An 18,030-nucleotide genomic window follows, 5' to 3' on the forward strand; every position below is an offset into this window, starting at 1 on the left:
GAGAAGAATATGAGTAACGTAAAGGTTGTTGATGTCATCATTCGTAAAACGGCGGAGAAAACGAAATTAACCGGCGAAGGAAATCTGTCGGTGTCAATTTCATCGCCGAGCGTGATTGAAATTCAGGGCTCTGCTCAGGACGTGGTGCGTTATGTCCGCCAGGGTAAAGACCTTCTCATTTATATGAAGGACGGCAGCGTTATTCGCTGCAATAACTATTTTGTCGAAGATCCTGACACCCAACATCAGTCAGAGCTGGTGTTCAACGACGGGCAGGAGCTGTCTCATATCTCTTTTGCCGATGCCGGTGAAGCGTCAGGCGTTGCCGTCACTGAATTATCCGCGCAGGCCACACCCATTAGCAGCATTGAACCCTTCCTGGAGCAGGGAAGCGTCCTGAGCGATGCGCCGTGGGGCTGGATTGCAGGGGCGGCATTAGGCGGTGGTGCTATTGGCGCCCTGCTGGCCCACGGCGGAGATGGCGAAACAAAAACCAAAGTTATTGATAATACGAAGGAAGTAGAAAGCGCCACGCCGACCTTTTTGCTGTCGGACAAGGTGGGCGACAAGCAGGGAGTACTGAGCGCAAACGCGATCACGGACGACAACGCGCCGACCTTTAGCGGTACCGGTCAGCCGGGCGCGACCATCCAGATTAAAGACGGCAGCGGTAGCACCATCGCCAGCGCGATGGTCAGTAAAGACGGTACCTGGACGGTAAAACTTCCGACCCAGGCCGACGGAGAGCACACCTGGTCGGTGGTGCAGATCGACGGCAGTAAAACCACCTCTGCGGGCAGCATCACCGTCACCGTCTCTACGGCCGAGGCCACGCTTACGCTGGCAACAACGGCGGGGGACAACGTGATTAACGCCAGCGAGCAGTCCGCAGGCTTTACGCTCTCCGGTAGCAGCCAGCATCTGGCTGAGGGAACCGACGTCTCCGTGACGCTGAACGGTAAAACCTACACCGCTCAGGTGGGGGCAGACGGCGCGTGGCGCGTTAACGTGCCTGCGGCAGACGCGCAGGCGCTCGGCGACGGCACCTGGACGGTCAACGTCAGCGGCAAAGACGCGGCGGGGAATACCGTGAGCGGAAGCCAGACGATTGGCGTGGATACCGCCGCGCCAACCCTCTCCGTCGATACGCTCGCGCAGGACAACATCATTAATGCCGCCGAGCACAACCAGCCGCTGACGCTGAGTGGTAAAACCAACGCGGAAGCCGGGCAGATAGTGACGGTGACGCTGAACGGCAAAAATTATAACGCCACGGTGGGCAGCGACGGCTCCTGGTCCGTCACGCTGGCGGCCAGCGAGGTGCAGGCCCTTAATGAGGGAAACCACACCCTGACGGTGAACGTCAGTGACAAAGCGGGCAACGGCTCGTCCGTGACCGCAGATTTCACGGTGGATACCACCGCGCCGGTCGTCACCATCAATACTGTCGCGGGTGACGACATTCTGAACACCGGCGAGCAGGGCCAGGCGCAGATTATTTCCGGGCAGGCGAGCGGCGCGGCGGCAGGGGATGTCGTCACCGTGACCGTTGGCGGCCAGACCTTCACCGGCGTAGTACAGGCAGACGGCAGCTGGAGCGTGGGCGTTCCTGCCTCCGTCATCGGCGCGCTGGGTGAGGGCAACCACACCATTGCCGTCTCCGTCACTGATGCGGCGGGGAATACCGGTAGCGCCACGCACGGCATTTCGCTGAGCGGCAACCCCCCGGAATTCACGATTGACGCCATCAGCCAGGACAACGTGCTGAATGCCCGGGAGGCGATGCAGCCGCTGAGCCTGACCGGAACCAGCAACCTGCCGGACGGCAGCGCCGTCACCGTGACGCTGAACAACGTCAACTATCACGCTACCGTCGAAAACGGTATCTGGGCGGTCCAGGTGCCGGTGTCCGACGTCCTGAATCTGGCGAACACCCTTTACACCGTCAGCGTCAGCGGCACCGACAGCGTGGGCAACAGCGGCTCTGCCGGGGCGACGCTGCTGGTGGATACCGTGCTTCCGCAGGTTATTATCAACACCTTTGCGGGCGACAACCTGGTCAATAACGCCGAAGCGGGCGTGGACCAAACCCTCAGCGGCCGCGTTACCGGCGCGGCGGCGGGCGATACGGTGTCTGTTACCGTGGGCGGCAAGAGCTACAGCGCCACGGTGGGCAGCGATCTGACCTGGAGCGTGAAAATCCCGTCAGCGGATCTTCAGGCGTTTGGCGACGGTGATTTAACCTTCACCGCATCGGTGACCAATTCGCACGGTAATACCGGCACCGGCGAGCGCGATATCAATATCAACGCGGAACTGCCGGGGCTGCGCGTAAACACCATTTCCGGCGATGACGTTATCAACGCCATCGAGCAGCAGCAGGATTTGAGCGTTACCGGCTCCAGCACCCACCTGGCCGCGGGCACGACGATCGTCGTCACCATTAACAACGTCGAATATAACGCCGTGGTTACTGCCAGCGGCGGCTGGAGCATTGGTGTTCCTGCTGCGGACCTGCAGGCCTGGACGGCGGGAGAGGTGACGGTTAGCGTCAGCGCAAAAGATGCCTGGGGCAATACCGTTGCGGCTGAACACCCGATTGAACTCGATCTCAACGCCGTGGCGGTCACCATTGATACCGTCTCCGGCGATGACCTGCTGAATGCGGCTGAAAAAGGCAGTGATTTAACCCTTTCCGGCCAGACGCAGGGCGTGGAGGCGGGGCAAACCGTGGTGGTGAAATTTGCCGACCAGACCTTTACCGCGCAGGTGCAGCAGGATGGCTCCTGGAGCCTGACCGTGCCCGCCAGCGCCATGGAAACGCTGATTGACGGGCGCGCGCAGGTGAGCGTCAGCGTCACTAACATCAGCGGCAACAGCGCGGACGCCGCGCGCGTGGTCACGGTGGATACGCAGCCTCCGGCGATTACGCTCGATAACCTGACCGACGACAACATTATCAACGCGGCGGAAGCGCAGCAGGATTTAGCGTTAAGCGGCAGCAGCACGGCGGAACCTGGCCAGACGGTCACCGTGACGCTGAACGGCAAAAACTATCAGACCACCGTCCAGGCGGACGGAACCTGGCAACTGAGCGTGCCCGCGGTCGACGTGGGCGCGCTGGCAGACGGCATTGTTACCGTGAAGGCAACCGTCAGCGACGTGGCGGGCAACACCAGCAGCGCCGATCGCGTGGGTCTGGTGGACGCAACCGTACCGCAGGTAACCATTAACGAGTTTGTCACCGCCACCAACACCGTAAACCAGCTCGCCCATTCACAGGCGCAGATCCTGAGCGGCTCCGTCACCGGCGCGGCAGCGGGCGATCTTGTGACTGTCACCATTAACAGCGTGGATTACACCACCGTGGTGGACGCGGCGGGCAACTGGAGCCTCGGCCTGCCCGCGTCCGTCGTGCAGGGGCTGGCGGACGGCACCTGGACCATTAACGTCTCCGTGACCGACCAGTCCGGAAATACCGGCAGCAGCTCACTGGACGTGGTGGTGAATACCGTGACGCCAGCTATCGGCATTAACACGCTGGCGGCGGACGATGTGATCAATGCGACGGAGAAAGGCGAAGATCTGCAGATCTCCGGCTCCAGCAACCAGCCGGAAGGCACGACCATTACCGTGACCCTGAACGGTATCCACTATACGGCCACCGCTGACGCCAGCGGCAACTGGAGCGTGACCGTGCCTGCGGCCGCGGTCAGCGCGCTGGGCGAAGCGAATTACACCGTGACGGCGAGCGTCACCGATAGCGTGGGCAACAGCGCCTCAACCTCACACGACGTGCTGGTGGACAGCTCGCTGCCGGTTGTAACGATCGACGCGCTGGCGGGTGACAATGTCGTTAACGCGGCGGAAGTGGCTGCAGGGCAAACCCTGACCGGCAAGGTGACGAATGCGGCGCCAGGTGACACTGTCACGATTACTCTTGGCGGCCAGACATACACTGCAACCGTGCAGGACGATCTCTCCTGGAGCCTGCCGTTAACCCAGAGCCAGCTAACCGCGCTTGGCAACGGCGATTTGACCGTATCCGCCAGCGTTACCAACGCGCACGGCAATACCGGTTCGTCTTCGCTGGACTTCACCATCGACGCCCAGCTGCCGGGACTGCGTATTGATACCGTCGCAGGTGACGACGTGATCAACGTGATTGAACACGCTCAGAACCTGATTGTGTCCGGCACCAGCACCGATCTGGCGGCGGGCAGCACAGTGACCGTGACCATCAACGGCAATGCCTATTCCGCCACCGTGCTGGCGGACGGCACCTGGAAGGCCGCGGTACCAGCAGCGGACGTGTCCCAGTGGGCGGACGGTTCGCTCACCATCAGCGCCAGCGCAAAGGATGCCTCCGGCAACCCGGTGACCATCGGCACCGTCGTGGACGTCGATCTCGCGCCTGTCGCCATCACCATCAGCAGCGTGACCGACGATAACGTGCTCAACGCGGCGGAAAAAGGCCAGGACCTGGTGCTTTCCGGCTCCACGTCCAACGTTGAAGCGGGTCAGACCGTAACCATCACCTTCGCGGGTAAAACCTATACCACGATGGTGGATGCCAACGGCGACTGGACGTACACCGTTCCGGCAGCCGATCTGAGCGGACTGAAAGACGGCGACGCCAGCGTGCAGGTGAGCGTCACTAACGTCAACGGCAACGCGGCGTCTTCGGCGCAGGAATTCAGCGTCGATACCGCCGCGCCGACGGTCACGATTAACACCATCAGCGGCGATAACATGCTGAACGCGGCAGAGGCGGCGCAGGATCTGACCCTGAGCGGGACCTCTACTGCCGAGGTGGGCCAGACGGTCACCGTGAACTTCAACGGCAAGCAGTACAGCGCGCAGGTTCAGGCGGACGGCAGCTGGACGCTGGACGTTCCGGCAGCCGATCTGGTGGGTATTTCCGACGGCAGCGCCACGGTCACCGCTTCCGTTTCCGATAAAGCCGGCAACCCGGCCAGCGCGGATGCTTCCGTGTTGGTGGATACCACCGTACCGCAGATTAGCTTTAACATCGTTGCGGGCGACGACATCGTGAATATTGCCGAGCACGGCCAGGCGCTGATCGTCTCCGGTAAGGTGACGGGCGCGCAGGCGGGCGACGTGATTACCGTCACCCTGAACGGCAAAGACTACACCGCCATGCTGGACGCGTCCGGAAGCTGGAGCGTGGGCGTTCCGGCGACGGACGTGGGCGCGCTGACAAACGGCGACCAGACGATTTCCGCGACCCTCACCGATAAAGCCGGTAACAGCACCAACGCGACGCACGAGTTTGACGTCTCCCTGACCGCGCCGGTCATTGCCATCAATACCCTGGCGGCTGACGACGTGATTAACGCCGTCGAGAAGGGCCAGGATCTGCAGGTGTCCGGTACCAGCAACCAGCCTGAGGGTACCACCATTACGGTGACCCTGAACGGCATCAATTACACCGCTACTACCGACGCCAGCGGCAGCTGGAGCGTCACCGTTCCGGCGGCAAACGTTGCTGCGCTGGGCGAAGCGAACTATGCCGTGACGGCAGCAGTGACCGACGCGGCGGGCAACAGCGCAAGCGCCAGCCATGACGTGCTGGTCGACAGCGCGCTGCCGCAGGTGTCCATCAACCCTGTTGCCACGGACGATGTCATTAACGCAGCGGAAGTGGCTACCGGGCAGACTCTGAGCGGCAAAGTGAGCGGTGCGGCGAGCGGTGACACTGTCACTATTTCAATCGGCGGCAATACGTATACTGCCACCGTTCAGGACGATCTGAGCTGGTCGGTCAACGTGCCGTCCACGGTCTTAACCGCCATCGGTAACGGCGATCTGACGGTGTCAGCCAGCGTCACCAACGGCCACGGCAACACCGGCTCCGGCGAGCGCGACATCACCATTGACGCCAACCTGCCGGGCCTGCGCGTCGATACCGTGGCGGGCGACGATGTCATCAACAGCATTGAGCACGCTCAGAACCTGATTATCACCGGCTCCAGCGACGGCCTGGCAGCGGGCGCGGCGTTAACAGTCACCGTCAACGGCAAAACCTACGCCGCAACCGTGCTGGCGGACGGCACCTGGACGGCGGCCATTCCGGCGGCAGACGTCAGCGCGCTCGGCGCAGGCACGGTCACCGTGAAGGTCGAGGGGAATAGCGCGGCGGGCAACCCGGTGTCCATCAGCCATGACGTGACGGTGGATCTGGCGGCGGTCGCCATCAGCATTGACGCGATTGCCACCGACGACGTGATTAACGCGGCGGAGAAAGGCGAGGACCTGGTGCTGTCAGGCTCCACCACCAACGTAGAAGAAAACCAGACCGTCACCATCACCTTCGGCGGCAAGTCGTACACCGCGACCGTGGATGCCAGCGGCAACTGGACGGCGACCGTACCGTCTGCCGATTTGGGCAGCCTGAAGGACGGCGATGCCAGCGTGCAGGTGAGCGTCACCAACGTGAACGGCAACAGCGCGTCGGCAGGCCGCGAGTACAGCGTGGACGCCACCGCGCCGACGGTGTCTATCGAGATCGTCAGCGACAATAACATCATCAATGCGGCCGAGGCGCAGCAGGATCTGGTCGTTAATGGTGTAACCAACGCCGAAGCGGGCCAGACCGTTACCGTGACGCTGAACGGCGTGGACTACAGCACCACCGTGCAGGCAAACGGCAGCTGGAGCGTGACCGTGCCGTCCGCGGATCTGAGCGGCATTAGCGACGGTAGCTACACCATCAGCGCCGCCGTGTCTGATAAGGCGGGCAACCCGGCCTCTGCGGATCGCGACGTGCTGGTCGATACCACCGTCCCGCAGCTGACCATTAACACCGTTTCCGACGACGACGTGATCAACAGCGTCGAGCACGCGCAGGCCCTGATTGTCACCGGTTCCGTGACCGGCGCGGCTGCGGGCGACGTGGTCACCGTTACCCTCAATAACAAATCGTACACCGCCACCCTGGACGCCTCCGGCAACTGGAGCGTGGGCGTACCTGCGGCAGACGTTACCGCTCTCACCGCCGGGGATTACACCATTACCGCGGCGCTGACCGATAAGGCGGGCAACAGCAACAGCGCCACACACGGCGTGGAGGTGAACCTGACCGCGCCGGTGCTGACCATTGACACCGTTTCCGGTGACGATGTGATCAACAACAGCGAGAAAACCCAGGAACTGACGATCTCCGGTACGGCTTCCGGCCTGGCGACAGGCGCGGTAGTGACCGTGATGCTGAACGGCAAAGCGTACAGCGCGCAGGTAGACAGCAACGGAAAATGGACCACCACCGTGCCGGCTAGCGAGGTAGGTCAACTGGGCGAGGCGCTTTACACCGTCACCGCATCGGCGACGGACAGCGTTGGCAACAGCACCAGCGCGTCGCACGCCGTGATCGTCGAGTCCGTTCTGCCGGGGATTATCATCAACACCGTCGCGGGTGATGACGTTATTAACGCGGCGGAGCTGGCAGCCGGCCAGACCATCAGCGGTAAGGTGGTGAACGCTGAGGCGGGCAACACCGTGACTGTGACGATTGGCGGCAACAGCTACACCGCAACGGTGCAGAGCGATCTCACCTGGTCCGTGAACGTGCCGTCCGACGTGCTGACCGCGCTGGGTAACGGCGATCTGACCGTGTCAGCCAGCGTTACCAACGACGTGGGCAATAGCGGAACGGGCGAGCGCGAAATCGTGATAGACGCTAACCTGCCGGGCCTGCGCGTGGATACCGTGGCGGGTGACGACGTGATCAACAGCATCGAACGTACTCAAAACCTGATTATCACCGGCTCCAGCGACGGGCTCGCGGCAGGCACCACGCTCACCGTGACCGTCAATGGCAAAACCTATCCGGCGACCGTGCTGGCCGACGGCACCTGGAGCGCGGCTATTCCGGCGGCAGACGTCAGCGCGCTGAACGCAGGCACAGTCACCGTGACCGTCACGGGCCAGAGCAGCGCGGGTAACCCGGTTTCCATCAGCCACGATGTGACGGTGGATCTGGCAAGCGTCGCCATCAGCATTGACGCTATCGCCACCGATGATGTGATTAACGCGGCCGAGAAGGGCGCGGATCTGCTGCTCTCCGGCACCACAAGCAATGTGGAAGAAAACCAGACCGTCACCATCATCTTCGGCGGCAAGAGCTACACTGCGACCGTAGGCGCCGACGGCAAGTGGACCGCCACGGTGCCATCAGCCGATCTGGCGGGCCTGAAAGACGGCGACGCCAGCGTGCAGGTGAGCGTCACCAACGTCAACGGCAACAGCGCCTCGGCGGGCCGCGAGTACAGTGTGGATGCGACCGCGCCGTCCGTGACCATTAACACCCTGGCGACGGACGACATTCTGAACGCAACGGAGGCGAAAGCCGATCTGACCGTATCCGGTACCAGCACCGCCGAAGCGGGCCAGACCGTGACCGTGACGCTGAACGGCAAAGACTACACCTCAACCGTCAGCGCAGACGGCAGCTGGACGCTGAACGTTCCGGCGGCGGACCTGGCAGGATTAACCGACGGCAGCGTGACCGTCACCGCATCGGTAAGCGATAAAGCGGGTAACCCGGCGTCCGTGGATCACAACCTGGCGGTAGATATCACCGCACCTGCGGTGACCATCAACACCGTGGCGGGCGATGATGTCATTAACATCGCAGAACACGGCCAGGCGCAAATCATCAGCGGTACCGCCACCGGCGCGGCAGCGGGTGATAAGGTCACCGTCACGATTGGCGGCCAGAGCTACACCACCGTGCTGGACGCGGCGGGTAACTGGAGCGTGGGCGTACCGGCGAACGTGATTTCCGGCCTCAGCGACGGCACCGTGACCATCACGGCGTCAGTCACCGACGCGGCGGGCAACACCGGCACCGGCAGCCATGACGTGACTGTCGATACCGGGCTGCCATCGGTGGCCTTCAACGCCATCAGCGACGATAACGTTCTGAACGCGGCAGAAAAAGGTCAGGATCTGAACGTCAGCGGCACCAGCGCCAACCTTGCGGAAGGCACCGTGGTGACCGTAACCCTGAACGGTAAAAACTACACGGCGACAACGGCGGCAGACGGCACCTGGAGCCTGACGGTTCCGGCCGCCGATCTGGCCGGCCTCGGCCAGGCTAACTACACCCTGAACGCGACCGCCACCAACGGCGTGGGCAACAGCGTGAGCAACACCGCGAACCTGCTGGTGGACACCGCGCTGCCGACCGTCACCATCAACACCGTGGCGGGCGATAACGTCATTAACGCGGCGGAAGTGGCAGCGGGCCAGACTCTGAGCGGCACCGTGGCGAATGCCGAAGCGGGTAATACCGTGACCGTCACCCTCGGCGGAAACACGTACACCGCAACGGTGCAGGACGATCTGACCTGGTCCGTGAACGTGCCGTCTGACGTGCTGGCAGCCCTGGGCAACGGCAGCCTGAGCGTGACGGCGACCGTCACCAACGGCCACGGCAACATCGGTTCCGGCGAGCGCGACATTGCCATTGACGCTAACCTGCCGGGCCTGCGCGTCAATACCGTGGCGGGCGACAATGTCGTCAACACCATCGAGCACGCGCAGAACCTGATCGTCACCGGTTCCAGCGACGGGATGGCGGCGGGCACGGCGCTGACCGTCACCGTCAACGGTAAAGACTATGCGGCTACAGTGCTGGCGGACGGTACCTGGAGTGCGGCGATCCCGTCCACCGACGTGAGCGCGTGGCCGGAAGGCACCGTCAAAATCAGCGTTACCGGCGACAGCGCGGCGGGCAACCCGATTACCATCAGCCACGACGTGACGGTGGATCTGGCGACCGTTGCCATCAGCATCAATTCCATCGCTACCGACGACGTGATTAACGCGGCGGAGAAGGGCGCGGATCTGGTGCTGTCCGGTGCGACCACCAACGTGGAAGCCGGGCAGACCGTGACCATCAGCCTGAACGGCAAAATCTATAGCGCGACAGTAGACGACAGCGGTAACTGGACCTGGACCGTGCCGTCTGCGGATCTGGTACACCTCAAGGATGGCGACGCCAGCGTGCAGGTGAGCGTCACTAACGTGAACGGCAACAGCGCCTCGGCGGGCCGCGAGTACAGCGTGGATACCACCGCGCCGTCCGTGACCATCAATACCCTGGCATCCGACGATATTCTGAATGCCGCAGAAGCGAAGTCCGATCTGACCATTTCCGGCACCACCACCGCCGAAGCGGGCCAGACCGTGACCGTGACGCTGAACGGCAAAGACTACACCACAACCGCAGGCGCGGACGGCAGCTGGACGCTGAACGTTCCGGCGGCGGATCTGGCATCGCTCGGCGACGGCAGCGTCACCGTGACGGCGAGCGTCAGCGACAAGGCGGGCAACCCGGCGTCGGTTGATCACACTCTGACGGTGGACGTGACCGTGCCTGCGGTGACCATCAACACCGTGGCGGGAGACGATGTGATTAACATCGCTGAGCACGCTCAGGCGCAGATCGTCAGCGGCACCGCCACCGGCGCGGCGGCGGGCGATAAGGTCACCGTCACCATCGGCGGCCAGACCTACACCACCGTGCTGGACGCGGCGGGCAACTGGAGCGTGGGCGTACCGGCCAGCGTCATTTCCGGCCTCAGCGACGGCACCGTAACCGTCACTGCGTCAGTCACCGACGCGGCGGGCAACACCGGCACCGGCACGCATAACGTGACCGTCGATACTGGCCTGCCGTCCGTGGCATTCAACGCCATCAGCGGCGACAACGTGCTGAACGCGGTGGAGAAAGGCCAGGACCTGAGCGTCAGCGGCACCAGCGCCAACCTGGCGGAAGGCACTGTGGTGACCGTGACCCTGAACGGTAAAAACTACGCGGCCACGACGGCGGCAGACGGCACCTGGAGCCTGACCGTTCCGGCAGCGGATCTGGCGGGGCTGGGCGAAGCGAACTACACCCTGAGCGTCGCCGCCACCAACGGCGTGGGCAACAGCATCAGCAATACGGCGACCCTTCTGGTGGACACCGCGCTGCCAACCGTCACCATCAACACCGTGGCGGGCGATAACGTCATCAACGCGGCGGAAGTGGCGGCAGGCCAGACCATCAGCGGTAAGGTAGCGAACGCGGAAGCGGGCAACACGGTAACCGTGAATATCGGCGGCAACAGCTACACCGCAACGGTGCAGAGCGATCTGACCTGGTCCGTTAACGTGCCGGAGTCCGTCCTGACAGCCCTTGGCAACGGCAATTTGACCGTATCGGCGACCGTCACCAACGGCCACGGCAACACCGGCGCGGGCGAGCGCGAAATCGTTATAGACGCCAGCCTGCCGGGCCTGCGCGTCGATACGGTAGCGGGCGACGATGTGATCAACAGCATCGAACATACTCAAAACCTGATCGTCTCCGGCACCAGCGACGGGCTGGCGGCAGGCACAACGCTCACCGTGACCGTCAATGGCAAAACCTATGCGGCCTCCGTGCTGGCAGACGGCTCCTGGAACGCGGCGATCCCGGCGGCAGACGTTGCGGCCTTCGCAGCAGGTACGGTCACCGTGACCGTTGCAGGCCAGAGCGCGGCGGGTAACCCGGTGACCATCAGCCATGACGTGACCGTCGATCTGGCGGCGGTGGCTATCAGTATCGATGCGATTGCCACCGACGACGTGATTAACGCGGCGGAGAAGGGCGCGGATCTGGTGCTCTCGGGCAGCACCTCGAACGTGGAGGAAAACCAGACCGTTACCGTTACCTTCGGCGGCAAGACGTACACCGCGAAAGTGGACGCCGATGGTAACTGGACGGCAACCGTACCGTCTGCGGATCTCGCGGGCCTGAAAGAGGGCGATGCCAGCGTGCAGGTGAGCGTCACCAACGCGCACGGCAACAGCGCCTCGGCGGGCCGCGAGTACAGCGTGGATACGACCGCGCCTGCCGTGACCATTGATACGGTGGCCGGTGATAACGTGATTAACGCCAGCGAAGCGGCTGCGGGCGTGACCGTCTCCGGTACCACCACGGCGGAAGCCGGGCAGACGGTCACCGTGACGCTGGGCGGTAAGAGCTATACCGCGCAGGTGCAGCAGGGCGGCATCTGGAGCGTGAACGTGCCGGGCACAGACCTGTCCGCACTGGCGGATAACGGCTACACCGTGCAGGCCAGCGTGAGCGACGCCGCGGGTAACCCGGGCAGCGCGGGCAAGACGATAACGCTTGATACCACGCCACCGACCGTCAGCTTTAACGCTGTCGCGGGCGATAACGTCATCAACAGCGTGGAGCACGGGCAGGCGCAGATTGTCAGCGGCACGGCAACCGGCGCGAGCGTCGGCGATAAGCTTGTCATCACCATCGGTTCGAACCAGTACACCACCACCGTTGACGCCAGCGGTAACTGGAGCGTGGGCGTTCCGGCCAGCGTGATTTCCTCGCTGACCGACGGCACCGTGACCCTCAGCGCGACGATTACCGACAGCGCGGGCAACAGCAGCACCCGCACCCACGATGTGGAGGTCAATACTGCATCGGTCGGGCTGACAGTTAACACCATCAGCGGCGATGACGTCATTAACGCGGCAGAAGCGGGCAGTTCACTGGCGATTAACGGCTCCAGCGCCCAGTTCGCCAGTGGAACCCAGGTCACCGTGACCCTGAACGGCAAGAGCTATACGGCCACCATCCAGAGCGACGGCAGCTGGACGACCACCGTTCCGGCCGCAGACGTGGGCGCCCTGGCCGATGGCGCGAGCTATCAGGTGTCTGTGTCGGCGCAGGACAGCGCGGGCAACAGCGCGTCGGCGACGCACGGCATCAGCGTGGATACCACCGCGCCGGTCGTGAGCATTGCGACGCTGTCGGGTGACGACATGCTGAACGCGCTTGAAACGCAGCAGCCGCTGACCGTGCACGGCTCCTCCAGCGCGGAGGCGGGCCAGAGCGTCACCGTTTCCCTGGGCGGTAAGACCTACACCGCCACCGTGGCAAACGACGGCACCTGGACGCTCGACGTGCCGGCGGCAGATCTGGCCGCCCTGAGCCAGGGCGCGCTGACGGTCACCGCATCGGTCAACGACAAAGCCGGCAACGGCGGCCAGACCACGCATACCTTAACGGTCGATACCGTCGCGCCAACCGTAACCATCAGCACCGTGGCCGATGACGATATCGTCAACAACGCGGAGCAGTTGGCGGGCCAGACGATCCGTGGTACCACCACGGCGGAACAGGGCCAGACGGTGACCGTCTCCTTCAACGGGCACAGCTATCAGGCGACCGTCGGGGCGGACGGATCGTGGTCGGTCTTCGTGCCGGGCCGCGATTTCCTCGGCCTGAGCGACGGGGATTACACCATCACCGCTTCAGTAAGCGACAGGGCGGGCAACCCGGGCAGCGCAACGCACGACGTGACGCTGAACGGAGATGTCCCAACCATCACCATTAACACCTTTGCGCAGGACGATATCGTCAACGCCGCCGAGCACGGAACGCCGCTGGTCGTCAGAGGCACCACCGACGCCCCGGCGGGCCAGACGGTGACCATCACCCTGAACGGTAAAACCTATACGGCGACCGTGCAGAATGACGGCTCCTGGAGCTACACGCTGGGCAGCGCAGACGTGGCCGCGCTGGCGGACGGCGGTTCCTACGTGATTAACGCGCAGGTCAGCAACGCCATCGGCAACAGCGCCAGCGATAACCACACCGTCACGGTGGATCTCACCGCGCCGTCGATGGGCATCAGCATTGATTCGCTGCAAAACGACACCGGCCTGAGCGCGAGTGATTTCATCACCAACGACGCTCAGGTGGTGGTCAACGGCTCGCTGACCTCGCAGCTCGGCAATAACGAAAAGGCGCAGATCAGCCTTGACGGCGGCACCACCTGGATTGACCTGACCGTGACCGGCACCACCTGGCGCTACACCGATGGTCGCACCCTGACGGACGGTACGTACCAGTACCAGGTGCGCGTTATCGATAACGCGGGCAACGTGGGTGCGACGGACAGCCAGGACGTGGTGATTGACCTGACGAAGCCTGTGGCAACGACGATTACGGTCGATTCCATCACCCAGGATACCGGCCTGTCCGGCAGCGACTTTATCACCAGCGACAACCAGATCAGCCTGAAAGGGACGCTCGGCGCGGCGCTGGGCAGCGGCGACCACGCGCAGATCAGTCTGGACGGCGGCGTTACCTGGATCGACGTCAGCGTCAGCGGCCTGAGCTGGACGTACGTTGATGGCCGCACGCTGGCCGACGGGGATTACAACTACCAGCTGCGCGTGATTGACGACGCGGGCAATATCAGCGCCACCGCCAGCCAGGTGGTGACCATTGATACGGTTGCACCGGACGCCAGTAAAACTATCACCATCGACAGCATCAGCGACGATACCGGTCTGAGCGGCAGCGACTTTATCACTAACGATACGTCCCTGACCCTGCACGGCTCGCTCGGCGCGACGCTGGCGGACGGTGAGTATGCCCAGATCAGCATCGACGGTGGCGTTACCTGGCAGAACGTGATTGTCACCGGCAACAGCTGGTATTACGTGGACGGTCGCACGCTGGGTAACCAGACCTATGACTACTACGTTCGCGTTGTGGATGCGGCGGGCAACGTGGGCGCCAGCGCCCATCAGCAGGTGACCGTCGATACGGTCGCGCCGGATGCAGCGATTACGGTGACCGTGGATAACATCACCGTGGATACCGGCTTCGACAATAACGACTTCCTGACCAGTTCGACCTCGTACACGCTGCACGGAACGCTCGGCGCAGAACTCGGCGCGGGTGAATTCGTGCAGGTGAGCGTGGACGGCGGCAGCACCTGGGTGTACGCCACCGTAAGCGGTACGCAGTGGAGCTACAGCGATACCCGTACCCTGACCGACGGTAGCCATAACTATCAGGTGCGGGTCGTTGACCAGGCGGGCAACGTTGGGGCAACCACCTCTCAGGCGGTGACGGTTGATACCCAGGCGCCGCAGTACGGCATCACCATCGACAGCATCAGCGAAGATACCGGACAGTCCGGCAGTGATTTCATCACCATGGACACCACGCTGACTATCAACGGTTCGCTGGGCAGCACGCTGGCAAACGACGAGCGCGTACAGATCAGCCTGGACGGCGGGAATACCTGGTCAGACGCCACGGTCACCAACCAGCGCTGGAGCTACACCGATACCCGCGACCTGCCTGACGGGGACTACACCTACCAGGTGCGGATTATCGACCAGGCCGGCAACGTTGGCTCCACCGCGTCGCAGGTGGTGACGGTGGACACCACGCCGCCTACCACGGTCGGCAGCGTAGTGAGCTATACCGACGGCGAAGGCGAGCGTCAGGGTACCTTTGGCAGTACGGTGGCAACGGACGATAACGCGCCGCTGATCAACGGGACGCTTAACCGCGCCCCGGATGACGGTGAAATTGTTCAGCTCTACCGTGACGGCGTCCTGCTCGGCCAGGTGACGATGAACGGCAGCGCAAGCTGGTCCTTCCAGGACAACGGCCTGAGCGATGGCAATCACATCTACATTGTGCGCGTCACTGACAGGGCCGGTAACTACACGGAATCCGATGGCTTCGTGCTGAGCGTGGATACCAGCGTCCCGACCACCACGGCGGCGATTACCGCGCAGACTACGTCGGATACCACGCCGATCGTCAGCGGTACCGTCTCCGCTGACCTGGTGAACGGTGAATACCTGGTGGTAACGGTGAACGGAAAAACCTACACCTCCCAGACCGGCGGCGCGGTGGTGGTCGACCCGGATCATAACACCTGGTATCTGCAGATCCCGGACGGCGACGCCCTGAGCGTGGCGAGCTACAGCGTGACGGCACAGGTGAAGAGCAGCGCGGGTAACGGCAATACCACCGGTACGGCGACCGGGAGCCTGGTGATTGATACCACCTCGGTGAATACCGACTGGGCGACCACGGCGGGGAACAGCAACAACTCGACCATGACCTTCGGCATCAACAGCAGCGGTCTGTGGAATATCATCGCTAACGGTCAGTCTTACTCCAGCAGCGATAGCTCGACCTATGCCGGCAATACGCTGACCAACACCCGTGGCTACTACGTGGTGAGCCAGACCGCCGCCGACTTTGACCGTAACGGCACGCAGGATATCTTCGCGACGGAGAACACCTACGCCGGCTCGACGCAGGTGATGTGGACCTACGATGGCAGCACCTATAACGCCAGCCAGCTGGCAATGGGCACCACCATCTGGTACGGCGGCGTGATTGCCTACGATAAAACCGGCGATGGCTATCTGGATCTGGCGTACGGTGATGCCGGTATGGACTCACTGACCTACCTGGTGAACAACAACGGCGTTCTGTCGCCGGACGGCACCGGTGGTGAAGGCGGTTTCTACGGTCAGTTCGATTCTGGGCGCGAAATCTCCGGCGTCGACCTGAACAACGACGGTACGGTAGATATTGTCCAGCACACCAACCGCAGCGGCGCGTACTCGTTAACCGTGATCAACAACAACGGCAACGGCACGCTCTCCATCGGACAGAACCTGACCAACGTGTTTGTAGGGAACGCCTCGAATACCACCACGGCGGCGTCGATGACGTGGGCGGACTTCAACGGCGATGGCTACATGGATCTGTACCTGGGCAGCAGCTACAACAACAACGGCGGGGTGATCTACTACAACGACGGTACCGGGAAGCTCTCTGCCACCAAGAGCGCGGTGGAAGCCTCTAACGCCACGGCGGGGTATTTGTCGGTGGCGGTGGACTGGAACGGGGACGGGCAGATGGACATCATCAAGCTCAGCACCTACGGCGGTTCACAGACGGCGACGCTGTTCACTAACAACGGTTACGGTTCTACCTGGACCTCAAGCCAGCTGGCGTCCGGTATTGCCTACGCCACCGGTGTGGCGGCAGTGGACTACAACTGGGACGGCGCGAAGGATCTGCTGGTGTCGCAGCAGAACGGCAAGGTGGTGCTGGTGCAAAACAGCGCCAAAATTGCTGACGGTACCGCGATGCACCTGCACATTGTCGACAGCGAGGGCATCAACGCCTACTACGGCAACACGGTCAATCTGTACAACGCCGCGGGCGTGCTGGTGGCCTCGCAGATCATCAACGCCCAGTCCGGTATCGGTTCAAACGATACCTCTGCGCTGGTGAGCTTCTACGGGCTGGATCCGAATGAAACCTATTCGGCCGAGATCCTGAAGATCACCAACGGCGTATCGGATAACGTCACATGGAGCGGCCTGGAGGCGGGCAACGGCAAAGAGGGCTATGTCCTGACGGCCGAAGCCGCCACCGGGGGCCACAGCGGGACCATTACCGGAACCGGGTATAACGACACCTTTATTGCAGAGGATGGCACCTATACCTACAACGGCTCCGGCGGCTGGAATACCCATTCCGACTACGACACCTGGAGCAACACCGGTGGGATGGACGTGGTGGATTACCGCAATGCGACCTCCGGCGTGACCGTTGACCTGCGCCTTTCAACCGCGCAGGACACCGGGTTCGGTACGTCACGACTGCTCAACATTGAGGGGATCAACGGCTCGAACTTCGACGACGTCATTACCGGCAACAGCGGTGATAACCAGTTCGAAGGCCGCGGCGGGAACGACACCTTCAACATCGGCAGCGGCGGTCACGATACATTGCTCTACAAGCTGATCAACGCCTCGGATGCGACGGGCGGTAACGGTCACGACGTGGTGAACGGCTTTACGGTCGGCACCTGGGAAGGGACCGCGGACACGGATCGCATCGACCTGCGCGATCTGCTCTCCGGCAGCGGCTATACCGGCACGGGCTCGGCGAGCTACGTGAACGGCGTGGCCACGCTGGACAGCAGCGCGGGCAATATCAGCGATTACATCCGCGTGGTGCAAAACGGCAGCAATACCGAGATCCAGGTTGACCTGGACGGTACCGGCGGTCAGTTCTCGCCAACCACCCTGGTGACCCTGAACGGCGTGCAGACGGATCTGGCAACGCTGCTGGCGAACCATCAGCTGTTAATTGCGTAAAACAACGCCGCGGGG

Annotated in this window: 1 protein-coding gene; it reads left to right on the top strand. The window is 62.8% G+C overall.

Translation table 11 applies throughout. The features are described from left to right. Positions 1-9: 9 nt before the first annotated feature. Positions 10-18,015 carry an Ig-like domain-containing protein gene (locus tag ACR42C_RS11095; RefSeq protein WP_479985132.1) on the top strand — a complete coding sequence of 6,002 codons (18,006 nt, stop codon included), beginning with the start codon at positions 10-12 and terminating at the stop codon, positions 18,013-18,015. Positions 18,016-18,030 lie beyond the last annotated feature (15 nt).

Source organism: Enterobacter sp. MG-EB028 (assembly GCF_056673305.1).

Excerpts from the sequence above, each read along its gene's own strand:
- ACR42C_RS11095 (WP_479985132.1), top strand. The coding sequence starts at position 10 with ATGAGTAACGTAAAGGTTGTTGATGTCATCATTCGTAAAACGGCGGAG.